Below are 20,773 nucleotides of genomic sequence, written 5' to 3' on the forward strand. Positions count from 1 at the left end.
AGTGACCGCCGATGGACATTATCGAGACCAGCCGAGAACGACAGGACAAGAAGGCGGACCTCTCGCCGGAGAAGCGGCGTCTGCTCGAGCTCCGCTTGCGTGGACGCTCGGCACCACAGCTTTCCGGCGCAGAGATAGGACCCCGCCCGGAGGGGGAGAATCCGCTGTCCTATGGGCAGGAGCGGATCTGGTTTCAGTGCCAGGTGTCGCCCAATCCGGCATTGTTCAACATCGCATTGATGGCGCGCATCGGCGGCTATCTGGACCACGCAGCCCTGTCGAGAAGCCTGAGCGAGATCCTTCGTCGCCACGAGGTGCTGCGCTCGGGCTTTGCGAATGACGGCGGCGTTCCTCGGCTGTTCTATTCGACGGCTGTCGATTTCCCCATAGACCGGATCGACCTGCGACATCTCGACGAAGCGGAGCAACAGGCGAGATCTCACGAGCTCTCCTACATCGAAGCGCGCAAGCCTTTCGATCTCGATGCGCCACCTCTGATGCGAGCGACGCTGCTGCTCTTGGCTCCCGATCGCCACGTCCTTCTTCTGACCATTCATCACATCATCTGGGACGGATGGTCGAGCGGGCTTCTCGTAAAGGAAATTGCGCAGCTCTACGAAACGGCGACCACCGACATATCTCGTCCGCTCACGCCATTGTCCGCGCAATATGGCGACTTCGCGTATTGGCATCGCCGGCTGATGACGAGCGAAGTCGGCGCGAAGCAGTTGGACTATTGGACGAAGAGGCTTGCCGGCCTGCCGGATTTGCTCGCTCTGCCGACTGACCGGCCCCGCGCCGCAAAGCAAGCCAATCGCGGCGCACGGCATTCATGGACGCTTTCGCGAGAGGCGCTCGCCGGCTTGACGGAGCTCGCTCGAAGGGCGAACACGACGCTATTCGTCGTTTTGCTCTCCGCGTTCAAAACCCTGCTCTATCATTACAGCGGCCAAACCGACCTCGCCGTCGGAACCACTATCGCATATCGCACGCATCCCGAGTTGGAGCGGCTGGTCGGTTTTTTTGCAAATGCTCTGGTGCTGCGCACAACCGTCGACGATGATCCGACATTCGAGGACTTGCTCCAGCGCGTGCATGTAGCCGCGGTCGGCGCTCAAGCGAATCAGGATGCGCCGTTCGAGGCGCTCGTCGAGAGGCTCGCGAACAAGCGAGGCTTGAGCCACAATCCGCTGTTCCAGGTGGCTTTCGTTCACCACAATATTCCGATTGAACGACTGTCGCTTGCGGATCTCACGATCGAAGTCGACGAGATGAGCACGGATTCGGCGGCGTTCGATCTCGTGCTGCATGTGTTCAACGAGGCGCCGGGTCTGCGGCTGCGATTCGAATACAACGCGGATCTCTTCGATGAAGCGAGCATCGAAAGTATGGCGGAGCATTTTACCCTCCTCGTTCGAGACATATTGGCGGCGCCCGCGCGACGCATCGGCGCGCTGCGACTGTTCGATTCTGTCGAGAGATCGCGAATCTCCGCTCTTTCGGAAGGCGATCCGCTCGAGCAGGCGGAATCCGAGCTGCTCCATCATTGGATCGGCAAAAACGCTCGTGGCGACGAAGTGGCCGTATCGGCGGACGACGCCTCATTGTCCTTCGACGAATTGTCTCGCCGCGCCTATCAGATCGCGCATTGGCTCCAACGCCTCGGAGTCGGCCCGGATGCGCCGGTGGCCGTGCTTCTGGAGCCGTCGGTCGATCTGGTGGCGGCGATCGTCGGCGTTCTCGGGGCAGGAGGGGCCTTTCTTCCAATCGATCCGGCCTATCCATCCGGCCGGATCGATTACATTCTGTCGGATGCGAACGCCGTCGCGGTGATCACAACGAGAGAGCTCGCTGCGAACCTCGGCGACATGACAGCGACCACGCCCATCGTGCTGCTTGAGGCGGAGGTTCTCGACGCTATGCCGGCCACTCCCGTCGTCTCGCGCGTCAGGCCGGACAATATCGCCTACATCATATATACGTCGGGCTCCACGGGACGCGCGAAAGGCGTGATGGCGACCCATCGCAACGCCGTCGCATCCACGAGAGCGCGCATTCGGCGCTATGCCGCCCCCGTGGAAAGCTTCCTGCTGTTGTCGTCGACTTCATTCGACAGCTCGTTGGCCGGCCTTTTCTGGACCTTGTTCCAGTGCGGGCGTCTGCGAATCCCCTCGGAGGCGACGCGGCGTGATCCCAGCGCGCTCGTGCGTCTGATCGAAGACGAGTCCATCTCTCATCTCCTCTGTCTCCCTTCGCTCTATTCCGCGCTGCTGAAGGTGACGAACTCCAAAGGCGGCGCATCGCTTCGATGCTGCATCGTCGCGGGCGAGGCCTGCAAGCGTGAAATCGCGGAGGCCCATTTTACGGTGCTGCCGGACACCGCCCTGTTCAATGAATACGGTCCGACGGAGTGCACGGTTTGGAGCACGGTTCACGAGATCGAGAGAAGCGATGACAAAATGAGGCCAGTGAGCATCGGGCGCGCGATTCCGGGCGCGAGAGCCTTCGTTGTCGGGCTGGACGGGGATCTCGCGCCCATCGGCGTCGTCGGCGAACTCTACATCGGCGGCTCAGGCGTGACGCGAGGCTATCGCGGCCGTCCCGATCTGACGGCGGAGAAATTCGTGCCCGACCCTTTCGGCGAGCCAGGCGAGCGCCTCTATCGGACAGGCGATCGCGTGAAGCGCCTGCGAGACGGCCGGCTCGAATTTCTCGGACGTTTCGACGAACAGATCAAGCTTCGCGGCTACCGCGTCGATCCTGGGGAAATCGAGGACGTTCTCGTCGCGCATCCGTCGGTGTCGGATGCGGTCGTCGTAGTGCGCACGCGTGGAGGAGACGACGCAAGGCTGATCGCCTACGTCGCCGCCGAAGGCGACCTTCGCGCGACCGAAGACGCGGTTCGGCAGCATATCGCGCAAAATCTGCCCGCGTTCATGACGCCCGACGCCATCGTCGCGCTCACCGCTCTGCCGCAGCTTCCGAACGGAAAGGTCGATCGCTCGGCGCTGGTCGAGCCGGAGTCCGCGATATCGCGCCCGATTGCCGAAAGCGAAGGTTGCGCGAACGCGATCGAATTTCTCCTCGCCGATATCTGGCGCACAGTTCTCTCGACAGAGGAAATCGATCGAAACGACAATTTCTTCGATCGGGGCGGCAACTCATTGTCAGGCATTCAAGTGGTCGCACGCGTGCAGCAGCTGTTCGGCAAGGATATCCCGATCACGACATTGTTCGAAGGCGGCACTCTCGCAGAGTTCGCCGCACAGATCGAGCGGGCGGTGGGCGCGGATGTCATCGACGAGAAGCTGAAAGCGCTTCTTGAGGAGATCGAGCCGATGTCCGATGCAGACGCGACGGCGAGGCTGTTTGCTGACGACGGGGGACGGCGGCATGTCGGTTGAGGCGCGTTACGCTCTCGCAGAGAGCACATGTGTGGAACCGCTGATCGGACGTTGGGTGGCGTGGCCGCATGTGATGGCTCCCGTGACTCACGGCATGCATCTCTTGAACTATCAGCTGAAAACGCTGCATTCATATCTCGGCGCCCCCGCTATTCACGAAGCGTCGTGCCGTAATCCCAAGCTTCTGGGCGGCGCCTTCGTCGACGTGCCGGCGACTCGGCTGCCGGAGGTGCAAGCGTTTGCGCAGCAGACCGAGACTGTCTTCGCGGACAGCCTCGCATTCGCGCGTACGCTGATCGCCTTTCATAACCAGCTCGTATCCGAAGCGAAGGGCGAAAGCCTGGAAGCGTACTATCAGCGTCTTCCGCCGCCGCTGCGGGGCTATGTCGAGCTCCTCTATGACTACTATGACCGGCCGATCGTTCGGCCACTCGAGGGGCTTCTCTACAAGAGCGGATCGTATAAGAAGGAGGCGCAATCGCTGCGATTGTTCCGCCTCGACGCCGATCTCGAACGTCCCTATTACATGAGCACGCCGAGGCTTTCGAGCGAGGAGTCGGTGGATTGGGACGTGGCCTTCGACGATCCGAAGATCGACGAGCTGTTCCGGCTGGATCGGGAGCCGAAGCCGTTCGACGAAATCAGATTCATGCTGGACGTTCCAGAGTCGCGGGCTGCGCGGCTACGAGCGCTGCTGCGTGAGGCCGAAGGCGCGATCCGGGCGCCGTGGAGCGGCGAAGGAATTCGCATTCGCTATTTCGGCCATGCTTGCGCGCTCGTCGAGGGCGCAGGCGTCTCGATCCTCGTCGATCCGCTGATCGCCGCTCGGCCCGAGCAGCATGACGTCGAGCGCTTCAGCTTCGGCGATCTGCCCGAACGAATAGACTATGTGCTCATCACACACGGGCATCACGACCATTTCGTGATCGAAACGCTGCTTCGATTGAGGCACAAGATCGGCGCGATCGTCGTCCCGAAGAATTCCGGCGCCTTCTATGCGGATCCGTCGCTGATGTTGCTCGCACGCCGGCTCGGCTTCGAGGACGTGCGGGAGGTCGACGTGATGGATGAGATCGCGATTCCCGGCGGCCGGATCATCGCGGTTCCATTTCTCGGCGAACACAATGATCTCCCCAGCGCGAAGGCCGCCTACCTCATCTGTGCGGGGACGCGCAGCGTCCTCTTCGCAGCGGACTCAAACTGTCTCGATCCCGGCATCTATACGCATCTTACGCGCGAGACGGGCGCCATCGACGCGCTCTTCGTCGGGATGGAGTGCGTCGGCGCGCCCCTGACGTGGGTCTATGGGCCGATCCTGCCCAACAAGCCCGACAACCGGCATAGCCAGGGGCGGCGCTCGAACGGATGCAACGCAGATGCCGCGAAGGAGCTGGCTCGCACCGTTCGCTGCCGGCAGGCGTTCGTCTATGCGGTCGGGCGCGAGCCCTGGGTTCGCTATCTGCTCGCGCTGACTCCGGCCGAGGACGATGTGTACATGGCGGAGATCTCGAAATTCATCCGATCGCTCCGCGACGAACTCGGCGTCTCCGCGCAACTTCTCTTCGGCAGAGCAGAGATCATGATCTGACCGACAGGAATCCAAGAGCCAGGAAGGACGATTATGGCTAATCTAGTCGAGCGTCTGTCGCGTCTCTCTCCCGAAAAATTGACGACGCTGCGTACGCGGCTCGAGACGCGGGCGGTTCCGGAGAGTCCGCTCGAGCCCTCGAGCGGCGCGAGAAAATTGCTTTCTTTCGGACAACAACGCCTGTGGCTGCTCGACCTCATCGAGCGCGAGCGCGCCATCTACAACAATGCCGGCGCTTTCCGCTTTATGGGCGCGCTGGATATTTCGGTAGTTTGCTGGAGCGTGAACGAGATCGTGGCTCGCCATGAGGCATTGCGGACGAGCTTCGGAGGGTCGGAAGGAGAGGCGACGCAGATCGTGGCGCCGTCGCTCGTGATCGCCTGTCCCGTCGTCGATCTGAGCGAGTTGCCGCGCGACGAGCGGGAGAGGGAGGCGTGGCGCCTCATCGACGCAGAGGCGCGACGGCCCTTCGATCTGGCCCGCGGCCCGCTCTTGCGCGTGCTCGTGATCAACCTCGGAATCGGCGAAGAGACGAAAGCCCGCGAGCATGTCGTCGCCTTCACTCTGCATCACATCGTCTCCGACGGCTGGTCGACGGATGTGCTGATGCGCGAGTTCGCGGCGCTCTACGAGGCGCGGATGCTGGGGCTGGCGTCGCCGCTCCCGCCGCTGGCGATCCAATACGCCGATTACGCGGCGTGGCAGCGGGAGTGGCTGCAGGGCGAAGTCCTGGAGCGGCAGCTTTCTTATTGGCGGCAGGCTCTGAGCGGAGCGTCCTTCGTTCTCGAGCTTCCGACAGACCATGCGCGCCCGCCCGTGCAGGATCATGCCGGAGCCGTGCATCGTTTCGAGATTCCGGCGCGGCTGGCGGCGCGGGTGAAGGAGCTGGCGCGCGAGCGGGGCGCGACGCCGTTCATGGCGTTCCTGGCGACGTTTCAACTGCTGCTGTCGCGCTACAGCGGACAGAAGGACTTCTGCGTCGGCGCGCCAGTGGCGAACCGGCGGCGGGTCGAGCTCGAAGGGCTGATCGGGTTTTTCGTCAACACGCTGGCCCTGCGGGCGGACCTTTCGGGGGAGCCGAGCTTCGTCGAGCTTCTGGAACGGGTTCGCGAGGCGGCGCTCGGCGCGCAAGAGCATCAGGACCTGCCGTTCGAGCGGCTGGTGGAGGAGCTGCAGCCCGCGCGGGACATGAGCCGCAGCTCGCTGTTCCAGGCGATGTTCGCTTATCAGAACGCGCCGGAGCGGGCGTTTGCTCTGCCGGGGCTGCGGATCGAGGCGCTGGAGACGGACAGCGGGACCTCGAAGTTCGACCTGACGCTGGAGCTCGCCGAGGCCGATGGCGGCGATGCGGGGAAAGGCATGAGCGCGTCGCTCGAATATGCGACGGCGCTGTTCGAGCCTGCGACGATCGAGCGGATGGCGTCGCATTACCTCACGCTGCTGGAGGGGATCGCGGCCGATCCGATGCAGCGCGCCGACGCGCTTCCGCTGACGACCGCCGCGGAGCGTCATCGGCTGGTGGTGGAGTGGAACGACACGGCGTCGGATTTTCCGCGCGAGGCTTGCATCCACGAGCTGTTCGAGGCGCAGGCCCGGCGGCGGCCGGAAGCGACGGCGGCAGTGTTCGGGGACGAAGAATTGACCTATGGCGAGCTGGAGGCGCGCGCCAATCGGCTGGCGCGGCGCCTCGTCCGGCTCGGCGTCGGGCCGGAGACGATCGTCGCCCTGTGCGTCGAGCGCTCACTCGACATGGTGGTGGGTCTGCTCGGCGTGCTGAAGGCCGGCGCAGCCTATCTGCCGCTCGACCCCGATTATCCGGACGAGCGGCTCGCCTATATGATCGCCGACGCGTCGCCGCGGCTCGTGCTGGCGCAGGAGCGTTTCGCGGACCGGCTCCCCTCTGGAGCGCCCGTGCTGCTTCTGGACGCAGAGCGTGAGGCGCTCGCTCGCGAGAGCGCCGAGCCGCTCGGCCGCCGCGCCGCGCCGCGGAACCTCGCCTATGTCATCTACACCTCAGGCTCCACCGGAAAGCCCAAAGGCGTCGCCATCGCGCATGTCAACACGGTGGCGATGCTGCACTGGGCGAAGGACATCTTCCTTCGATCCGACGTGTCGACGACGCTGGCGTCCACGTCCTTGTGCTTCGATCTGGCAATGTTCGAGCTGTTCCTGCCGCTCTGCTTCGGCGGCAGCGTCATCGTCGTCGAGAATGCGTTCGACCTCGCCGGGCTGGACGGGCGCCATCCGCCGCATGTCGTCAACACCGTGCCCTCGGCCATGGCGAATCTCCTGCGGCTCGACGCGCTTCCCTCCTGCGTTCGGATCGTGAACCTCGCGGGAGAGCCGTTTCCGCCGACCCTGGCCGAGGCGCTGGGGCGACGCGAAGGGGTCGGGAGCGTGTTCAATCTCTACGGGCCTTCGGAATGCACGACCTATTCGAGCTTCATCCGGCTGAGCGAGCGTGACTGGCGAAATCCGCCGATCGGCCGTCCGATCGCGAACACGCAGATTTATCTTCTGGGCGACGGGCTGGAGCCTGTTCCGGTCGGAGTAGCCGGAGAGCTTTATATCGGCGGGGCAGGAGTGGCGCGCGGCTATCTCGGCCGGGCCGATCTGACCGCGGAGCGCTTCGTTCCGAACCCGTTCGACGCATTCGGCGAGCGAATGTATCGCACCGGGGATCTGGCGCGCTTCCGGGCGGACGGGAACATCGAGTTCCTCGGGCGGCTCGATCATCAGGTGAAGATCCGGGGCTTCCGCATCGAGCTCGGCGAGATCGAGGCGGCGCTGCGGCGCCTGCCCGAGGTGCGCGAGGCCGCCGTGGCGGCGCGGGCGGACACGTTCGGCGACAAGCGGCTCGTCGCCTATGTGACGGGCGAAGGGGAAATGGATTTCGCGGCCCTGAAGGCCGCGCTGGGGCGGGAATTGCCGGACTATATGGTCCCGCCGCTGTTCGTGCGGCTCGAGGCTCTGCCGCTCACATCCAATGGCAAGCTCGACCGCAAGGCGTTGCCCGAACCGGATTCCACGGCGCTCGCACACAGCGTCTATGTCGCGCCCCGCACGTCGACGGAGGCGACGCTCTGCGAGATATTCGCCGAAGTGCTCGGCCTCGAGCGCGTCGGCGTCCACGACAGCTTCTTCGAGCTCGGCGGGCATTCGCTGAAGGCGATCAGGGCGATTGACCTGCTGCAGCGGCGCGGCGTGCCTGCAGACGCTCGGACGATCTTCGTTGCGCCGACACCGGCGACTCTGGCAGGCGCTTTGGCGAGGCGGCGTGAGGTGGTAGTCCCGCCCAATCTCATCCCCGCCGACGAATTCTGCATTATGCCGGAAATGCTGACGCTCGTAAAACTCTCTCAGGCGGACATCGATCGCATCGCTCGATCCGTGCCCGGCGGCGCCGCCAACATTCAAGACATCTATCCATTGGCGCCGCTGCAAGAAGGGATTCTGTATCATCACTTGGCAAGCGTCGACGGCGATTCCTATCTCCTGCCGATACAGCTTGCATTCGCCTCACGGGAGATGTTGGAGAGCTTCGTCGCAGCGCTCCGAGGAATCATCGAGCGAAACGATGTGCTGCGCACCGCTATCGCGTGGGAGGGGCTGCCGGAGCCGATGCAAGTGGTTCTGCGCAGTGCTCCCTTGTGCGTCGAAAATGCGACTGTCGAATCTGCCGAAGAGATGCTCGAGCGCTTCAATCCGCGGCGAATTCGCCTGGATATTCGCAACGCGCCGCTGATGCGCGCGTTCGTCGCGCATGACGCCGCAAAACGCCGCTGGCTCCTTCTTATTTTGGCGCATCATTTGGCTCTGGACCACACGACGCTCGAACTCGTCGTCGAAGAAGCGAGAGCCCGACTCGCTGGCGAAGCGATGTCGTCGCTGCACGAGACGACGCCCTTCCGGAATTTCGTGGCGCAATCGCGTTTCGGCGTGAGCCGCAGGGAGCATGAAGCATTCTTCACCGCAATGCTCGGGGATGTCAGCGAGCCGACAGCGCCTTACGGGGTCTTGGACATCCTCGGCGACGCCTCTTCCATCGAGGAGGCGAGGCTCCCTCTGGACGCGCGCCTCGCAATTCGGCTGAGGGAGTGCGCAAAACGATACCGCGTCGGCGCCGCGTGCCTGTTTCATTTGGCCTTCGCACGGGTGATCGGCGAGCTGTCGGGGCGACAGGACGTTGTATTCGGCACGGTGTTGCTCGGCCGCCTGAGCGGCGGGGCCGACGTTGCGCGGGCGCTCGGCGTCTTCATCAACACCCTGCCGATTCGAATTCGCCTGAACTGCTCGAGCGTCGTCGGCGTGCGAAGCACGCACGAGGCGCTCTCCGATCTGCTCGCGCATGAACACGCATCGCTCTCATTGGCACAACGGTGCAGCAAGGTCGCCGCGCCGGCGCCGCTATTCTCCGCATTGCTGAACTATCGTCACAGCGCAGACGATTCGGATCGAGCGGAGTCCGTTGTGACGCCGATGGACGGGGTCGAGCTGCTGTTCGCGGAAGAACGGACCAACTATCCTCTGACGCTCTCGATCGATGATTTCGGAAATGGCTTTCTGGTGACCGCGCAAACACGGCGGCCGATCGATCCAGCCTGCATATGCGACTACATGCGATCCACTCTGCATGGTCTCGTGAGCGCTTTGGAGAAGGCGCCCGAGACGGCGGTCAGAGCTCTCGACATTCTTTCCGCCGCGGAGCGTCATCGGCTGGTGGTGGAGTGGAACGACACGGCGTCGGATTTTCCGCGCGAGGCTTGCATCCACGAGCTGTTCGAGGCGCAGGCCCGGCGGCGGCCGGAAGCGACGGCGGCAGTGTTCGGGGACGAAGAATTGACCTATGGCGAGCTGGAGGCGCGCGCCAATCGGCTGGCGCGGCGCCTCGTCCGGCTCGGCGTCGGGCCGGAGACGATCGTCGCCCTGTGCGTCGAGCGCTCACTCGACATGGTGGTGGGTCTGCTCGGCGTGCTGAAGGCCGGCGCAGCCTATCTGCCGCTCGACCCCGATTATCCGGACGAGCGGCTCGCCTATATGATCGCCGACGCGTCGCCGCGGCTCGTGCTGGCGCAGGAGCGTTTCGCGGACCGGCTCCCCTCTGGAGCGCCCGTGCTGCTTCTGGACGCAGAGCGTGAGGCGCTCGCTCGCGAGAGCGCCGAGCCGCTCGGCCGCCGCGCCGCGCCGCGGAACCTCGCCTATGTCATCTACACCTCAGGCTCCACCGGAAAGCCCAAAGGCGTCGCCATCGCGCATGTCAACACGGTGGCGATGCTGCACTGGGCGAAGGACATCTTCCTTCGATCCGACGTGTCGACGACGCTGGCGTCCACGTCCTTGTGCTTCGATCTGGCAGTGTTCGAGCTGTTCCTGCCGCTCTGCTTCGGCGGCAGCGTCATCGTCGTCGAGAATGCGTTCGACCTCGCCGGGCTGGACGGGCGCCATCCGCCGCATGTCGTCAACACCGTGCCCTCGGCCATGGCGAATCTCCTGCGGCTCGACGCGCTTCCCTCCTGCGTTCGGATCGTGAACCTCGCGGGAGAGCCGTTTCCGCCGACCCTGGCCGAGGCGCTGGGGCGACGCGAAGGGGTCGGGAGCGTGTTCAATCTCTACGGGCCTTCGGAATGCACGACCTATTCGAGCTTCATCCGGCTGAGCGAGCGTGACTGGCGAAATCCGCCGATCGGCCGTCCGATCGCGAACACGCAGATTTATCTTCTGGGCGACGGGCTGGAGCCTGTTCCGGTCGGAGTAGCCGGAGAGCTTTATATCGGCGGGGCAGGAGTGGCGCGCGGCTATCTCGGCCGGGCCGATCTGACCGCGGAGCGCTTCGTTCCGAACCCGTTCGACGCATTCGGCGAGCGAATGTATCGCACCGGGGATCTGGCGCGCTTCCGGGCGGACGGGAACATCGAGTTCCTCGGGCGGCTCGATCATCAGGTGAAGATCCGGGGCTTCCGCATCGAGCTCGGCGAGATCGAGGCGGCGCTGCGGCGCCTGCCCGAGGTGCGCGAGGCCGCCGTGGCGGCGCGGGCGGACACGTTCGGCGACAAGCGGCTCGTCGCCTATGTGACGGGCGAAGGGGAAATGGATTTCGCGGCCCTGAAGGCCGCGCTGGGGCGGGAATTGCCAGACTACATGGTCCCGCCGCTGTTCGTGCGGCTCGACGCGCTGCCGCTCACATCCAACGGCAAGCTCGACCGCAAGGCGTTGCCCGAACCGGACTCCACGGCGCTCGCGCGCAGCGTCTATGTCGCGCCCCGCACGCCGACGGAGGAGACACTGTGCGAGGCCTTCGCCGAAGTGCTCGGCCTCGAGCGCGTCGGCGTCGACGACAGCTTCTTCAAGCTCGGCGGGCATTCGCTGAAGGCGATGCAGCTCGCCGCACGCGTATCGAACGTGCTCGGAGTCGATCTGCCGCTCTCTCAGCTCTATCAGTTCGACAAAGTTTCGGACTTGGCGGACGCGCTGGACATGAGGAAAGCACTCGAATCGCTGAGACAGGATGAGCTTCATCCCGCAGACGCCGTTTTCGAGGATTTTGCGATATGAACGCAATCGAACTCATGAACGAGATCCGTTCTCGTCGAATAAGCGTCTCTCTCGATGAAGGCCGCCTGCAGCTCAAAGCGCCGATGGGCGCGTTGACGGATGAGATCAAGCGAGCTCTGACGAAGCACAAAGTTAGTCTGGTGGCTGCTCTGTCGCGACCGGAGAGCGGATATTCGATCGGATCGATCACTCGCGTGTCGCGCGCCACGCCTATGCCGCTGTCGTTCGCGCAGCAGCGCCTGTTTTTTCTGGAGCAGCTTCGTCCGGGCGAAGCGTCCTATGTCATTCCCGCGGCGCTGAGGATCGTGGGCGCGCTGGATATTTCGGTAGTTTGCTGGAGCGTGAACGAGATCGTGGCTCGCCATGAGGCATTGCGGACGAGCTTCGGAGGGTCGGAAGGAGAGGCGACGCAGATCGTGGCGCCGTCGCTCGTGATCGCCTGTCCCGTCGTCGATCTGAGCGAGTTGCCGCGCGACGAGCGGGAGAGGGAGGCGTGGCGCCTCATCGACGCAGAGGCGCGACGGCCCTTCGATCTGGCCCGCGGCCCGCTCTTGCGCGTGCTCGTGATCAACCTCGGAATCGGCGAAGAGACGAAAGCCCGCGAGCATGTCGTCGCCTTCACTCTGCATCACATCGTCTCCGACGGCTGGTCGACGGATGTGCTGATGCGCGAGTTCGCGGCGCTCTACGAGGCGCGGATGCTGGGGCTGGCGTCGCCGCTCCCGCCGCTGGCGATCCAATACGCCGATTACGCGGCGTGGCAGCGGGAGTGGCTGCAGGGCGAAGTCCTGGAGCGGCAGCTTTCTTATTGGCGGCAGGCTCTGAGCGGAGCGTCCTTCGTTCTCGAGCTTCCGACAGACCATGCGCGCCCGCCCGTGCAGGATCATGCCGGAGCCGTGCATCGTTTCGAGATTCCGGCGCGGCTGGCGGCGCGGGTGAAGGAGCTGGCGCGCGAGCGGGGCGCGACGCCGTTCATGGCGTTCCTGGCGACGTTTCAACTGCTGCTGTCGCGCTACAGCGGACAGAAGGACTTCTGCGTCGGCGCGCCAGTGGCGAACCGGCGGCGGGTCGAGCTCGAAGGGCTGATCGGGTTTTTCGTCAACACGCTGGCCCTGCGGGCGGACCTTTCGGGGGAGCCGAGCTTCGTCGAGCTTCTGGAACGGGTTCGCGAGGCGGCGCTCGGCGCGCAAGAGCATCAGGACCTGCCGTTCGAGCGGCTGGTGGAGGAGCTGCAGCCCGCGCGGGACATGAGCCGCAGCTCGCTGTTCCAGGCGATGTTCGCTTATCAGAACGCGCCGGAGCGGGCGTTTGCTCTGCCGGGGCTGCGGATCGAGGCGCTGGAGACGGACAGCGGGACCTCGAAGTTCGACCTGACGCTGGAGCTCGCCGAGGCCGATGGCGGCGATGCGGGGAAAGGCATGAGCGCGTCGCTCGAATATGCGACGGCGCTGTTCGAGCCTGCGACGATCGAGCGGATGGCGTCGCATTACCTCACGCTGCTGGAGGGGATCGCGGCCGATCCGATGCAGCGCGCCGACGCGCTTCCGCTGACGACCGCCGCGGAGCGTCATCGGCTGGTGGTGGAGTGGAACGACACGGCGTCGGATTTTCCGCGCGAGGCTTGCATCCACGAGCTGTTCGAGGCGCAGGCCCGGCGGCGGCCGGAAGCGACGGCGGCAGTGTTCGGGGACGAAGAATTGACCTATGGCGAGCTGGAGGCGCGCGCCAATCGGCTGGCGCGGCGCCTCGTCCGGCTCGGCGTCGGGCCGGAGACGATCGTCGCCCTGTGCGTCGAGCGCTCACTCGACATGGTGGTGGGTCTGCTCGGCGTGCTGAAGGCCGGCGCAGCCTATCTGCCGCTCGACCCCGATTATCCGGACGAGCGGCTCGCCTATATGATCGCCGACGCGTCGCCGCGGCTCGTGCTGGCGCAGGAGCGTTTCGCGGACCGGCTCCCCTCTGGAGCGCCCGTGCTGCTTCTGGACGCAGAGCGTGAGGCGCTCGCTCGCGAGAGCGCCGAGCCGCTCGGCCGCCGCGCCGCGCCGCAGAACCTCGCCTATGTCATCTACACCTCCGGCTCAACCGGAAAGCCCAAAGGCGTCGCCGTGCCCCACCGCGGCGTGGTCAACCGCATCGACTGCATGCAGAAGCGCTACGGGCTCGAGGCCGACGACACGCTCCTGCAAAAGACCCCATTCGGCTTCGACGTCTCGGTGTGGGAGTTCTTCTGGCCGCTGCAGGCGGGAGCCCGTCTCGCGCTCGCGGGGCCGAACGACCATCGCGAGCCAGCGCGGCTCGCCGAGCTGATAGAGCGGCGCCGCGTCACTACGCTGCATTTCGTGCCGTCGATGCTGCAGGCGTTCATGAGCGTCGCGAATCTCTCGGCGCTGCCGTCGCTGCGGCGGACGTTCTGCGGCGGCGAGGACCTACCCGTGACGGCAGTGCGCTATTTTCACGCCGCGTCGCGGGCGGAGCTTCATAATTTCTACGGCCCGACCGAGGCGTCGATCGACGTCAGCGCATACGAATGTCTACGCGACGACGGCTCGCAGAGCGTGCCGATCGGCCGTCCGATCGCGAATATCCAGCTCTATGTTCTCGACGCAAATGCCGCGCCGGTTCCGGTCGGCGTCGCCGGGGAGCTCCATATCGGCGGCGTGGGCCTCGCGCGCGGCTATTTCGGCCACCCCGAGCTGACCGCGGAGCGCTTCGTTCCGAACCCGTTCGACGCGTCCGGCGAGCGAATGTATCGCACCGGGGATCTGGCGCGCTTCCGGGCGGACGGGAACATCGAGTTCCTCGGGCGGCTCGATCATCAGGTGAAGATCCGGGGCTTCCGCATCGAGCTCGGCGAGATCGAGGCGGCGCTGCGGCGCCTGCCCGAGGTGCGCGAGGCCGCCGTGGCGGCGCGGGCGGACACGTTCGGCGACAAGCGGCTCGTCGCCTATGTGACGGGCGAAGGGGAAATGGATTTCGCGGCCCTGAAGGCCGCGCTGGGGCGGGAATTGCCGGACTATATGGTCCCGCCGCTGTTCGTGCGGCTCGACGCACTGCCGCTCACGTCGAGCGGCAAGCTCGACCGCAAGGCGCTGCCTGAACCCGACCCCGCGACGGCGACGCGCAGCGACTTCGTCGCCCCACGGACGTCGATGGAAGAGACGCTGTGCCGAATATTCGCCGAAGCGCTCGGCCTCGAACGCATCGGAGTCGATGACGACTTTTTCGACCTCGGCGGACATTCGCTGAAGGCTGTCAAGGCGACGGCGCGAATCAAAAACGAAACGCAGCGACGGGTGTCGTTACGAATGTTGTTCGAGCGTTCAACTGTCGCGGAATATGCGGCGGCGCTCGAATTCGACGCATATGCGGAATCGGACGCCACCTCGCCCATCACTCGCGTGTCGCGCGCCACGCCTATGCCGCTGTCGTTCGCGCAGCAGCGCCTGTTTTTTCTGGAGCAGCTTCGTCCGGGCGAAGCGTCCTATGTCATTCCCGCGGCGCTGAGGATCGTGGGCGCGCTGGATATTTCGGTAGTTTGCTGGAGCGTGAACGAGATCGTGGCTCGCCATGAGGCATTGCGGACGAGCTTCGGAGGGTCGGAAGGAGAGGCGACGCAGATCGTGGCGCCGTCGCTCGTGATCGCCTGTCCCGTCGTCGATCTGAGCGAGTTGCCGCGCGACGAGCGGGAGAGGGAGGCGTGGCGCCTCATCGACGCAGAGGCGCGACGGCCCTTCGATCTGGCCCGCGGCCCGCTCTTGCGCGTGCTCGTGATCAACCTCGGAATCGGCGAAGAGACGAAAGCCCGCGAGCATGTCGTCGCCTTCACTCTGCATCACATCGTCTCCGACGGCTGGTCGACGGATGTGCTGATGCGCGAGTTCGCGGCGCTCTACGAGGCGCGGATGCTGGGGCTGGCGTCGCCGCTCCCGCCGCTGGCGATCCAATACGCCGATTACGCGGCGTGGCAGCGGGAGTGGCTGCAGGGCGAAGTCCTGGAGCGGCAGCTTTCTTATTGGCGGCAGGCTCTGAGCGGAGCGTCCTTCGTTCTCGAGCTTCCGACAGACCATGCGCGCCCGCCCGTGCAGGATCATGCCGGAGCCGTGCATCGTTTCGAGATTCCGGCGCGGCTGGCGGCGCGGGTGAAGGAGCTGGCGCGCGAGCGGGGCGCGACGCCGTTCATGGCGTTCCTGGCGACGTTTCAACTGCTGCTGTCGCGCTACAGCGGACAGAAGGACTTCTGCGTCGGCGCGCCAGTGGCGAACCGGCGGCGGGTCGAGCTCGAAGGGCTGATCGGGTTTTTCGTCAACACGCTGGCCCTGCGGGCGGACCTTTCGGGGGAGCCGAGCTTCGTCGAGCTTCTGGAACGGGTTCGCGAGGCGGCGCTCGGCGCGCAAGAGCATCAGGACCTGCCGTTCGAGCGGCTGGTGGAGGAGCTGCAGCCCGCGCGGGACATGAGCCGCAGCTCGCTGTTCCAGGCGATGTTCGCTTATCAGAACGCGCCGGAGCGGGCGTTTGCTCTGCCGGGGCTGCGGATCGAGGCGCTGGAGACGGACAGCGGGACCTCGAAGTTCGACCTGACGCTGGAGCTCGCCGAGGCCGATGGCGGCGATGCGGGGAAAGGCATGAGCGCGTCGCTCGAATATGCGACGGCGCTGTTCGAGCCTGCGACGATCGAGCGGATGGCGTCGCATTACCTCACGCTGCTGGAGGGGATCGCGGCCGATCCGATGCAGCGCGCCGACGCGCTTCCGCTGACGACCGCCGCGGAGCGTCATCGGCTGGTGGTGGAGTGGAACGACACGGCGTCGGATTTTCCGCGCGAGGCTTGCATTCACGAGCTGTTCGAGGCGCAGGCCCGGCGGCGGCCGGAAGCGACGGCGGCGGTGTTCGGGGACGAAGAATTGACCTATGGCGAGCTGGAGGCGCGCGCCAATCGGCTGGCGCGGCGTCTCGTTCGCCTCGGCGTCGGGCCGGAGACGATCGTCGCCCTGTGCGTCGAGCGCTCACTCGACATGGTGGTGGGTCTGCTCGGCGTGCTGAAGGCCGGCGCAGCCTATCTGCCGCTCGACCCCGATTATCCGGACGAGCGGCTCGCCTATATGATCGCCGACGCGTCGCCGCGGCTCGTGCTGGCGCAGGAGCGTTTCGCGGATCGGCTTCCTTCTGGAACGCCCGTGCTGCTTCTGGACGCAGAGCGTGAGGCGCTCGCTCGCGAGAGCGCCGAGCCGCTCGGCAGGCGCGCCGCGCCGCAGAACCTCGCCTATGTCATCTACACCTCCGGCTCAACCGGAAAGCCCAAAGGCGTCGCCGTGCCCCACCGCGGCGTGGTCAATCTGACACTCGGCCAGATCGATCTTTTCAGTCTCGGATCGGACGACCGCGTTCTCCAACTCGCCTCGCTCGGCTTCGATATGGCCGTGGAAGAAATCTTTCCGGCTCTATCGAGCGGAGCCAGGCTCGTCCTGGCGCCGGCGCGGCTGGGAGAGTCCTGGTCGAGCTTCGTCGCCATGCTGGAGAAGGCGCATGTGACATTCCTGAACGCCTCCACAGCGGTCTGGCGTCATTTGACGCAATGGCTGGCCGAAGCGAATGCGACGCTTCCGGGAAGCCTGCGCGCGATCTCGGTGGGCGGAGAGAAAGCAGACGTCGAGACGCTGCGCCAGTGGCGTGCGCTGTCCGGCGCCGAGATCGGCTGGACAAACACCTACGGGCCGACCGAGGCCACGGTCAATGCAACCTATTTCCGTTCGAGCAGGGACGCCGATTTGTTGTGCGACATTCCGATCGGCCGCCCGGTGAGCAATGCCCGAGCCTACATTCTCGACGCGAATGCGGAGCCTGTTCCGATCGGCGTCGCGGGCGAGCTCCATATCGGCGGCGTCGGCCTCGCGCGCGGCTATCTCTGCCGCGCCGATCTGACCGCGGAGCGCTTCGTTCCCAACCCGTTCGACGCGTCCGGCGATCGAATGTATCGCACCGGGGATATGGCGCGCTTCCGGGTAGACGGGAACATCGAGTTCCTCGGACGGCTCGATCATCAGGTGAAGATCCGGGGCTTCCGCATCGAGCTCGGCGAGATCGAGACGGCGCTGCGGCGCCTGCCCGAGGTGCGCGAGACGCTAGTGGCGGCGCGTCCGGACGTTTTCGGCGACAAACGGCTCGTCGCATATGTGACGGGCGAAGGGGAAATGGATTTCGCTTTGCTGAAGGCGGCGCTGCGACGCGAATTGCCGGACTACATGGTCCCGCAGCTGTTCGTGCGGCTCGCGGCGCTGCCGCTCACATCCAATGGCAAGCTCGACCGCAAGGCGTTGCCGGACCGCGACCTCGACGAATATGCGCAAGACGCCCATGCCCCGCCGAAGAGCGTGACGGAATGGCTTCTCCTTCGCGAGTTCAAGGAGGTTCTCGGCCTCGAACGTATCGGCGTCGACGACAATTTCTTCGACCTCGGCGGAAATTCGATTCTCGGCCTGAAGCTCGTGGAGAGGATTCGCCGATCGGTCTGCAGCACATTGTTCGTGGCCGCGATTTTTCGCGCGCCGACCGTCTCGCAGCTCGCACGGCTGATCTCTTCCGACGACGAGAAAATGCAGACGCCGCTGGTCCGGCTCAGCGCCGGCCCGGCCCGAACCCCGCTCTATTGCATTCATCCGGCGGGCGGATCGGTCATTCGCTATCAGGATCTCGCCAGAAGAGTCGGAGCCGTACGGCCTGTTCACGGCATTCAATCGCGACATCTGCTCGAGCCCGGGTACCGAGCCTTGTCGATCGCGGAGATGGCCGCCGACTATGTCCGCTTGATAAGGAACAATCAGCCGCACGGCCCCTATCTTCTGCTCGGCTGGAGCGCAGGCGGAGCGATCGCTCTCAATATGGCTTCGCTGCTCGAAGCCGAGGGAGAACGCGTCGCCTTCCTCGGCTTGCTCGATCCAAGCCTCTCTGCGAGCTCGTCCCGAGAACGTTCGACCGCCTTGGACTATGTCGAGCAGTTCGCCGACTTTCAGGACGTGGATATAGAGACGGCGCTGACGGAGGAAGATCGGCGTCATCTTCTCGGAAATCGGCCGGGAGACAGCGATCGCGAACGCTTCGTATATGCAGGCATCTGGGGACAGGAGCGCGGCCTCTGGACGGATGTGTCGACCGAGGTCCTGGACATGCTCTTCGACGACAGCATGGCGTTCGAAGACATGCTCGACCGCCTGCAATTCGATTCAGTGCTCGCAAATCTGAGCGTCTGGCGAGCTTCCAAGGCGCGCGGGGCGTCGAACGCCGGCCCCGTGGCCTTGACGCGCTTTGCACGAGGCGCCGTCGAGACGCGATGGGTTGATGCGACGCACGAGGAAATCGTGGTCGACGAACGCGTGCACCAGGAAATCGTCGATGCGCTGTGGGCGCCCGAATGACACGGAAGGAAACGAGGCTGCGCCGTGGCGTGCGCCGAAGAATTCGCATGCCGCGTCGGAAAGCGCCGGCGCCCCGGGCGCCGTCGCTGAGGAAGAGCGAAAGATTTCGGAGCTGACCATGAGCGACGCGAGCACGGATATGAATGGACCGCGTGTCACGGCTTGGCGTTTGTGGCGCGTTTTCGCTGCGTCGAAAACCACCGTGGCGTTCTCGGTAGCCACAGGCGTGATCGCCGGTGCAAGCAGCGCCTGCCTTCTCACCTTCATCGCGCGCGCGCTCGAGAGCGGAGGGCAGAGAACAGCGGAGGCCGCCATCGGCTTTTTCGCCCTCTGCGCGATTGCGGTCGCAACGAGCGCCGTGTCGCAGATCCTGTTATCTAGGATCGCCCAAGAAAATCTCTACAGCCTTCGCCTCTGGCTCAGCCGGTGCATTCTCGCGGCCCCGATGCGGCAGGTGCAGGCGTTGGGGGCGCATCGGCTCATGGCCGCCCTCACCAGCGATGTCGAGAGCGTCGTAGTTGCTCAGGAATCCTTGCCTTCGTTTTTCATCGAAGGCTCGAAGGTCATCGCCGTGTTCGTCTATCTCTGCCTGCTGTCCCCGTCTCTCTGTCTCGCTTCGGCGGTCTATGTGACCCTGTGTTTCGTCGGGCTGCAAGTCCCGCAGAAATGGGCTCTGCGGTGGTTCGAGCAGGCCCGGCGAACGGAGAACTCGATGTTTGGACATTTCCGTGCCGCGACCGAAGGCGGCAAGGAGCTGAAGATCGACGCGCGACGTCGGCAGGCCTTTCTGGACGACGAACTGCGCGGTACAGCGCGCACTCTCAAGAGCCAAAAAATCAAGGCGCTGGCGATCCTGATTCTGGTCGATCGCTGGGTGGATGCGCTGTTCTACTTGTTAATCGGCTTGATTTTGTTTGTTGTCCCGAATTTTCTGACGATTTCCTCGGAGACGTCGATCGGCTTCGCGCTCGCCGTTCTGTTCCTCGGAGGGCCGCTGTCGATGGTGGGAAGCTGGCTTCCGAATATCAGCAAAGGCGTCGTGGCGCTTCGCAATATCGAAGCGATGGGACTGAAGCTGGCGGTGGAGGCCGATGCCGCCGCCGAGGCGCCGCCGGCCTTCTGCCGGTCACGACCGAGCCCGTTGGAGCTCGTTGGCGTAACGCATCAATATCAAGGGGACAATGACGAGGTCGGCTATCGATTGGGGCCGATTGATCTTCGTATCGAGCCCGGGGAGCTGGTGTTCGTGACGGGGGGCAACGGCAGCGGCAAGACGACCTTGGCCATGCTCATCCTGGGCTTGTTTCCCCCGGGCGGCGGTGATATCCGGCTCGGCGGCGAATGCGTCGTCGATGAGAATCGGGAAGCCTATCGACAGAATTTTTCCGCCGTCTTCGCCGACGCGTTCATCTTCGACTCACTTCTCGGTTACGCAGGCGCCGAAGCGCAAGCGCGCGCCGAAGAGCTACTCGCGCTTCTCAAACTCGACAAGAAGCTTCGCATCGAAGACGGCCGCTTCTCGACGGTCGACCTATCGCGCGGGCAGCGCAAGAGGCTGGCGCTGCTCACCGCCTATGTGGAGGATCGGCCGTTCTATCTCTTCGACGAATGGGCCGCCGAGCAGGATCCGCAGTACCGCGAGATCTTCTACCGTAAGCTTCTGCCGGACCTGAAAGCACGAGGAAAGACGGTCATAGTGATCACGCACGACGACCGCTATTTTCATTTGGCCGATTACGTCCTGCAAATGACCGCCGGACAGATCGAGGCGCCGCGGCCCGTTCACGAGGCTTGCGAGCCAAGCCGCAAGAGTGGCTGAA

Annotated in this window: 5 protein-coding genes; all 5 read left to right on the forward strand. The window is 64.8% G+C overall.

Going from position 1 to position 20,773, the window contains the following annotated elements; translation table 11 throughout:
• Positions 1-11 precede the first annotated feature (11 nt).
• From AC6IY7_RS02565 to AC6IY7_RS02585, 5 genes are read left to right on the forward strand one after another with little or no spacing between them, the layout of a single operon-like run.
• Complete coding sequence (locus AC6IY7_RS02565) at positions 12-3,404, forward strand: non-ribosomal peptide synthetase (RefSeq protein WP_497781448.1); 3,393 nt, start codon at positions 12-14, stop codon at positions 3,402-3,404.
• Between the two features lie 31 nt (positions 3,405-3,435).
• Entirely contained in the window at positions 3,436-4,992 is a 1,557-nt protein-coding gene (locus AC6IY7_RS02570) for an MBL fold metallo-hydrolase (protein WP_497781449.1), read from the forward strand.
• Positions 4,993-5,025: 33 nt separating this feature from the next.
• Positions 5,026-11,544 (forward strand): amino acid adenylation domain-containing protein, encoded by a 6,519-nt coding sequence (locus tag AC6IY7_RS02575; RefSeq protein WP_497781450.1) that lies wholly within the window; start codon positions 5,026-5,028, stop codon positions 11,542-11,544.
• Entirely contained in the window at positions 11,541-18,953 is a 7,413-nt protein-coding gene (locus tag AC6IY7_RS02580) for an amino acid adenylation domain-containing protein (protein ID WP_497781451.1), read from the forward strand. Before AC6IY7_RS02575 ends, AC6IY7_RS02580 begins: the two co-directional genes overlap by 4 nt.
• Positions 18,931-20,772 (forward strand): cyclic peptide export ABC transporter, encoded by a 1,842-nt coding sequence (locus AC6IY7_RS02585; protein ID WP_497781452.1) that lies wholly within the window; start codon positions 18,931-18,933, stop codon positions 20,770-20,772. Before AC6IY7_RS02580 ends, AC6IY7_RS02585 begins: the two co-directional genes overlap by 23 nt.
• Position 20,773 lies beyond the last annotated feature (1 nt).

The organism is Methylosinus sp. is20ea (genome assembly GCF_059718135.1).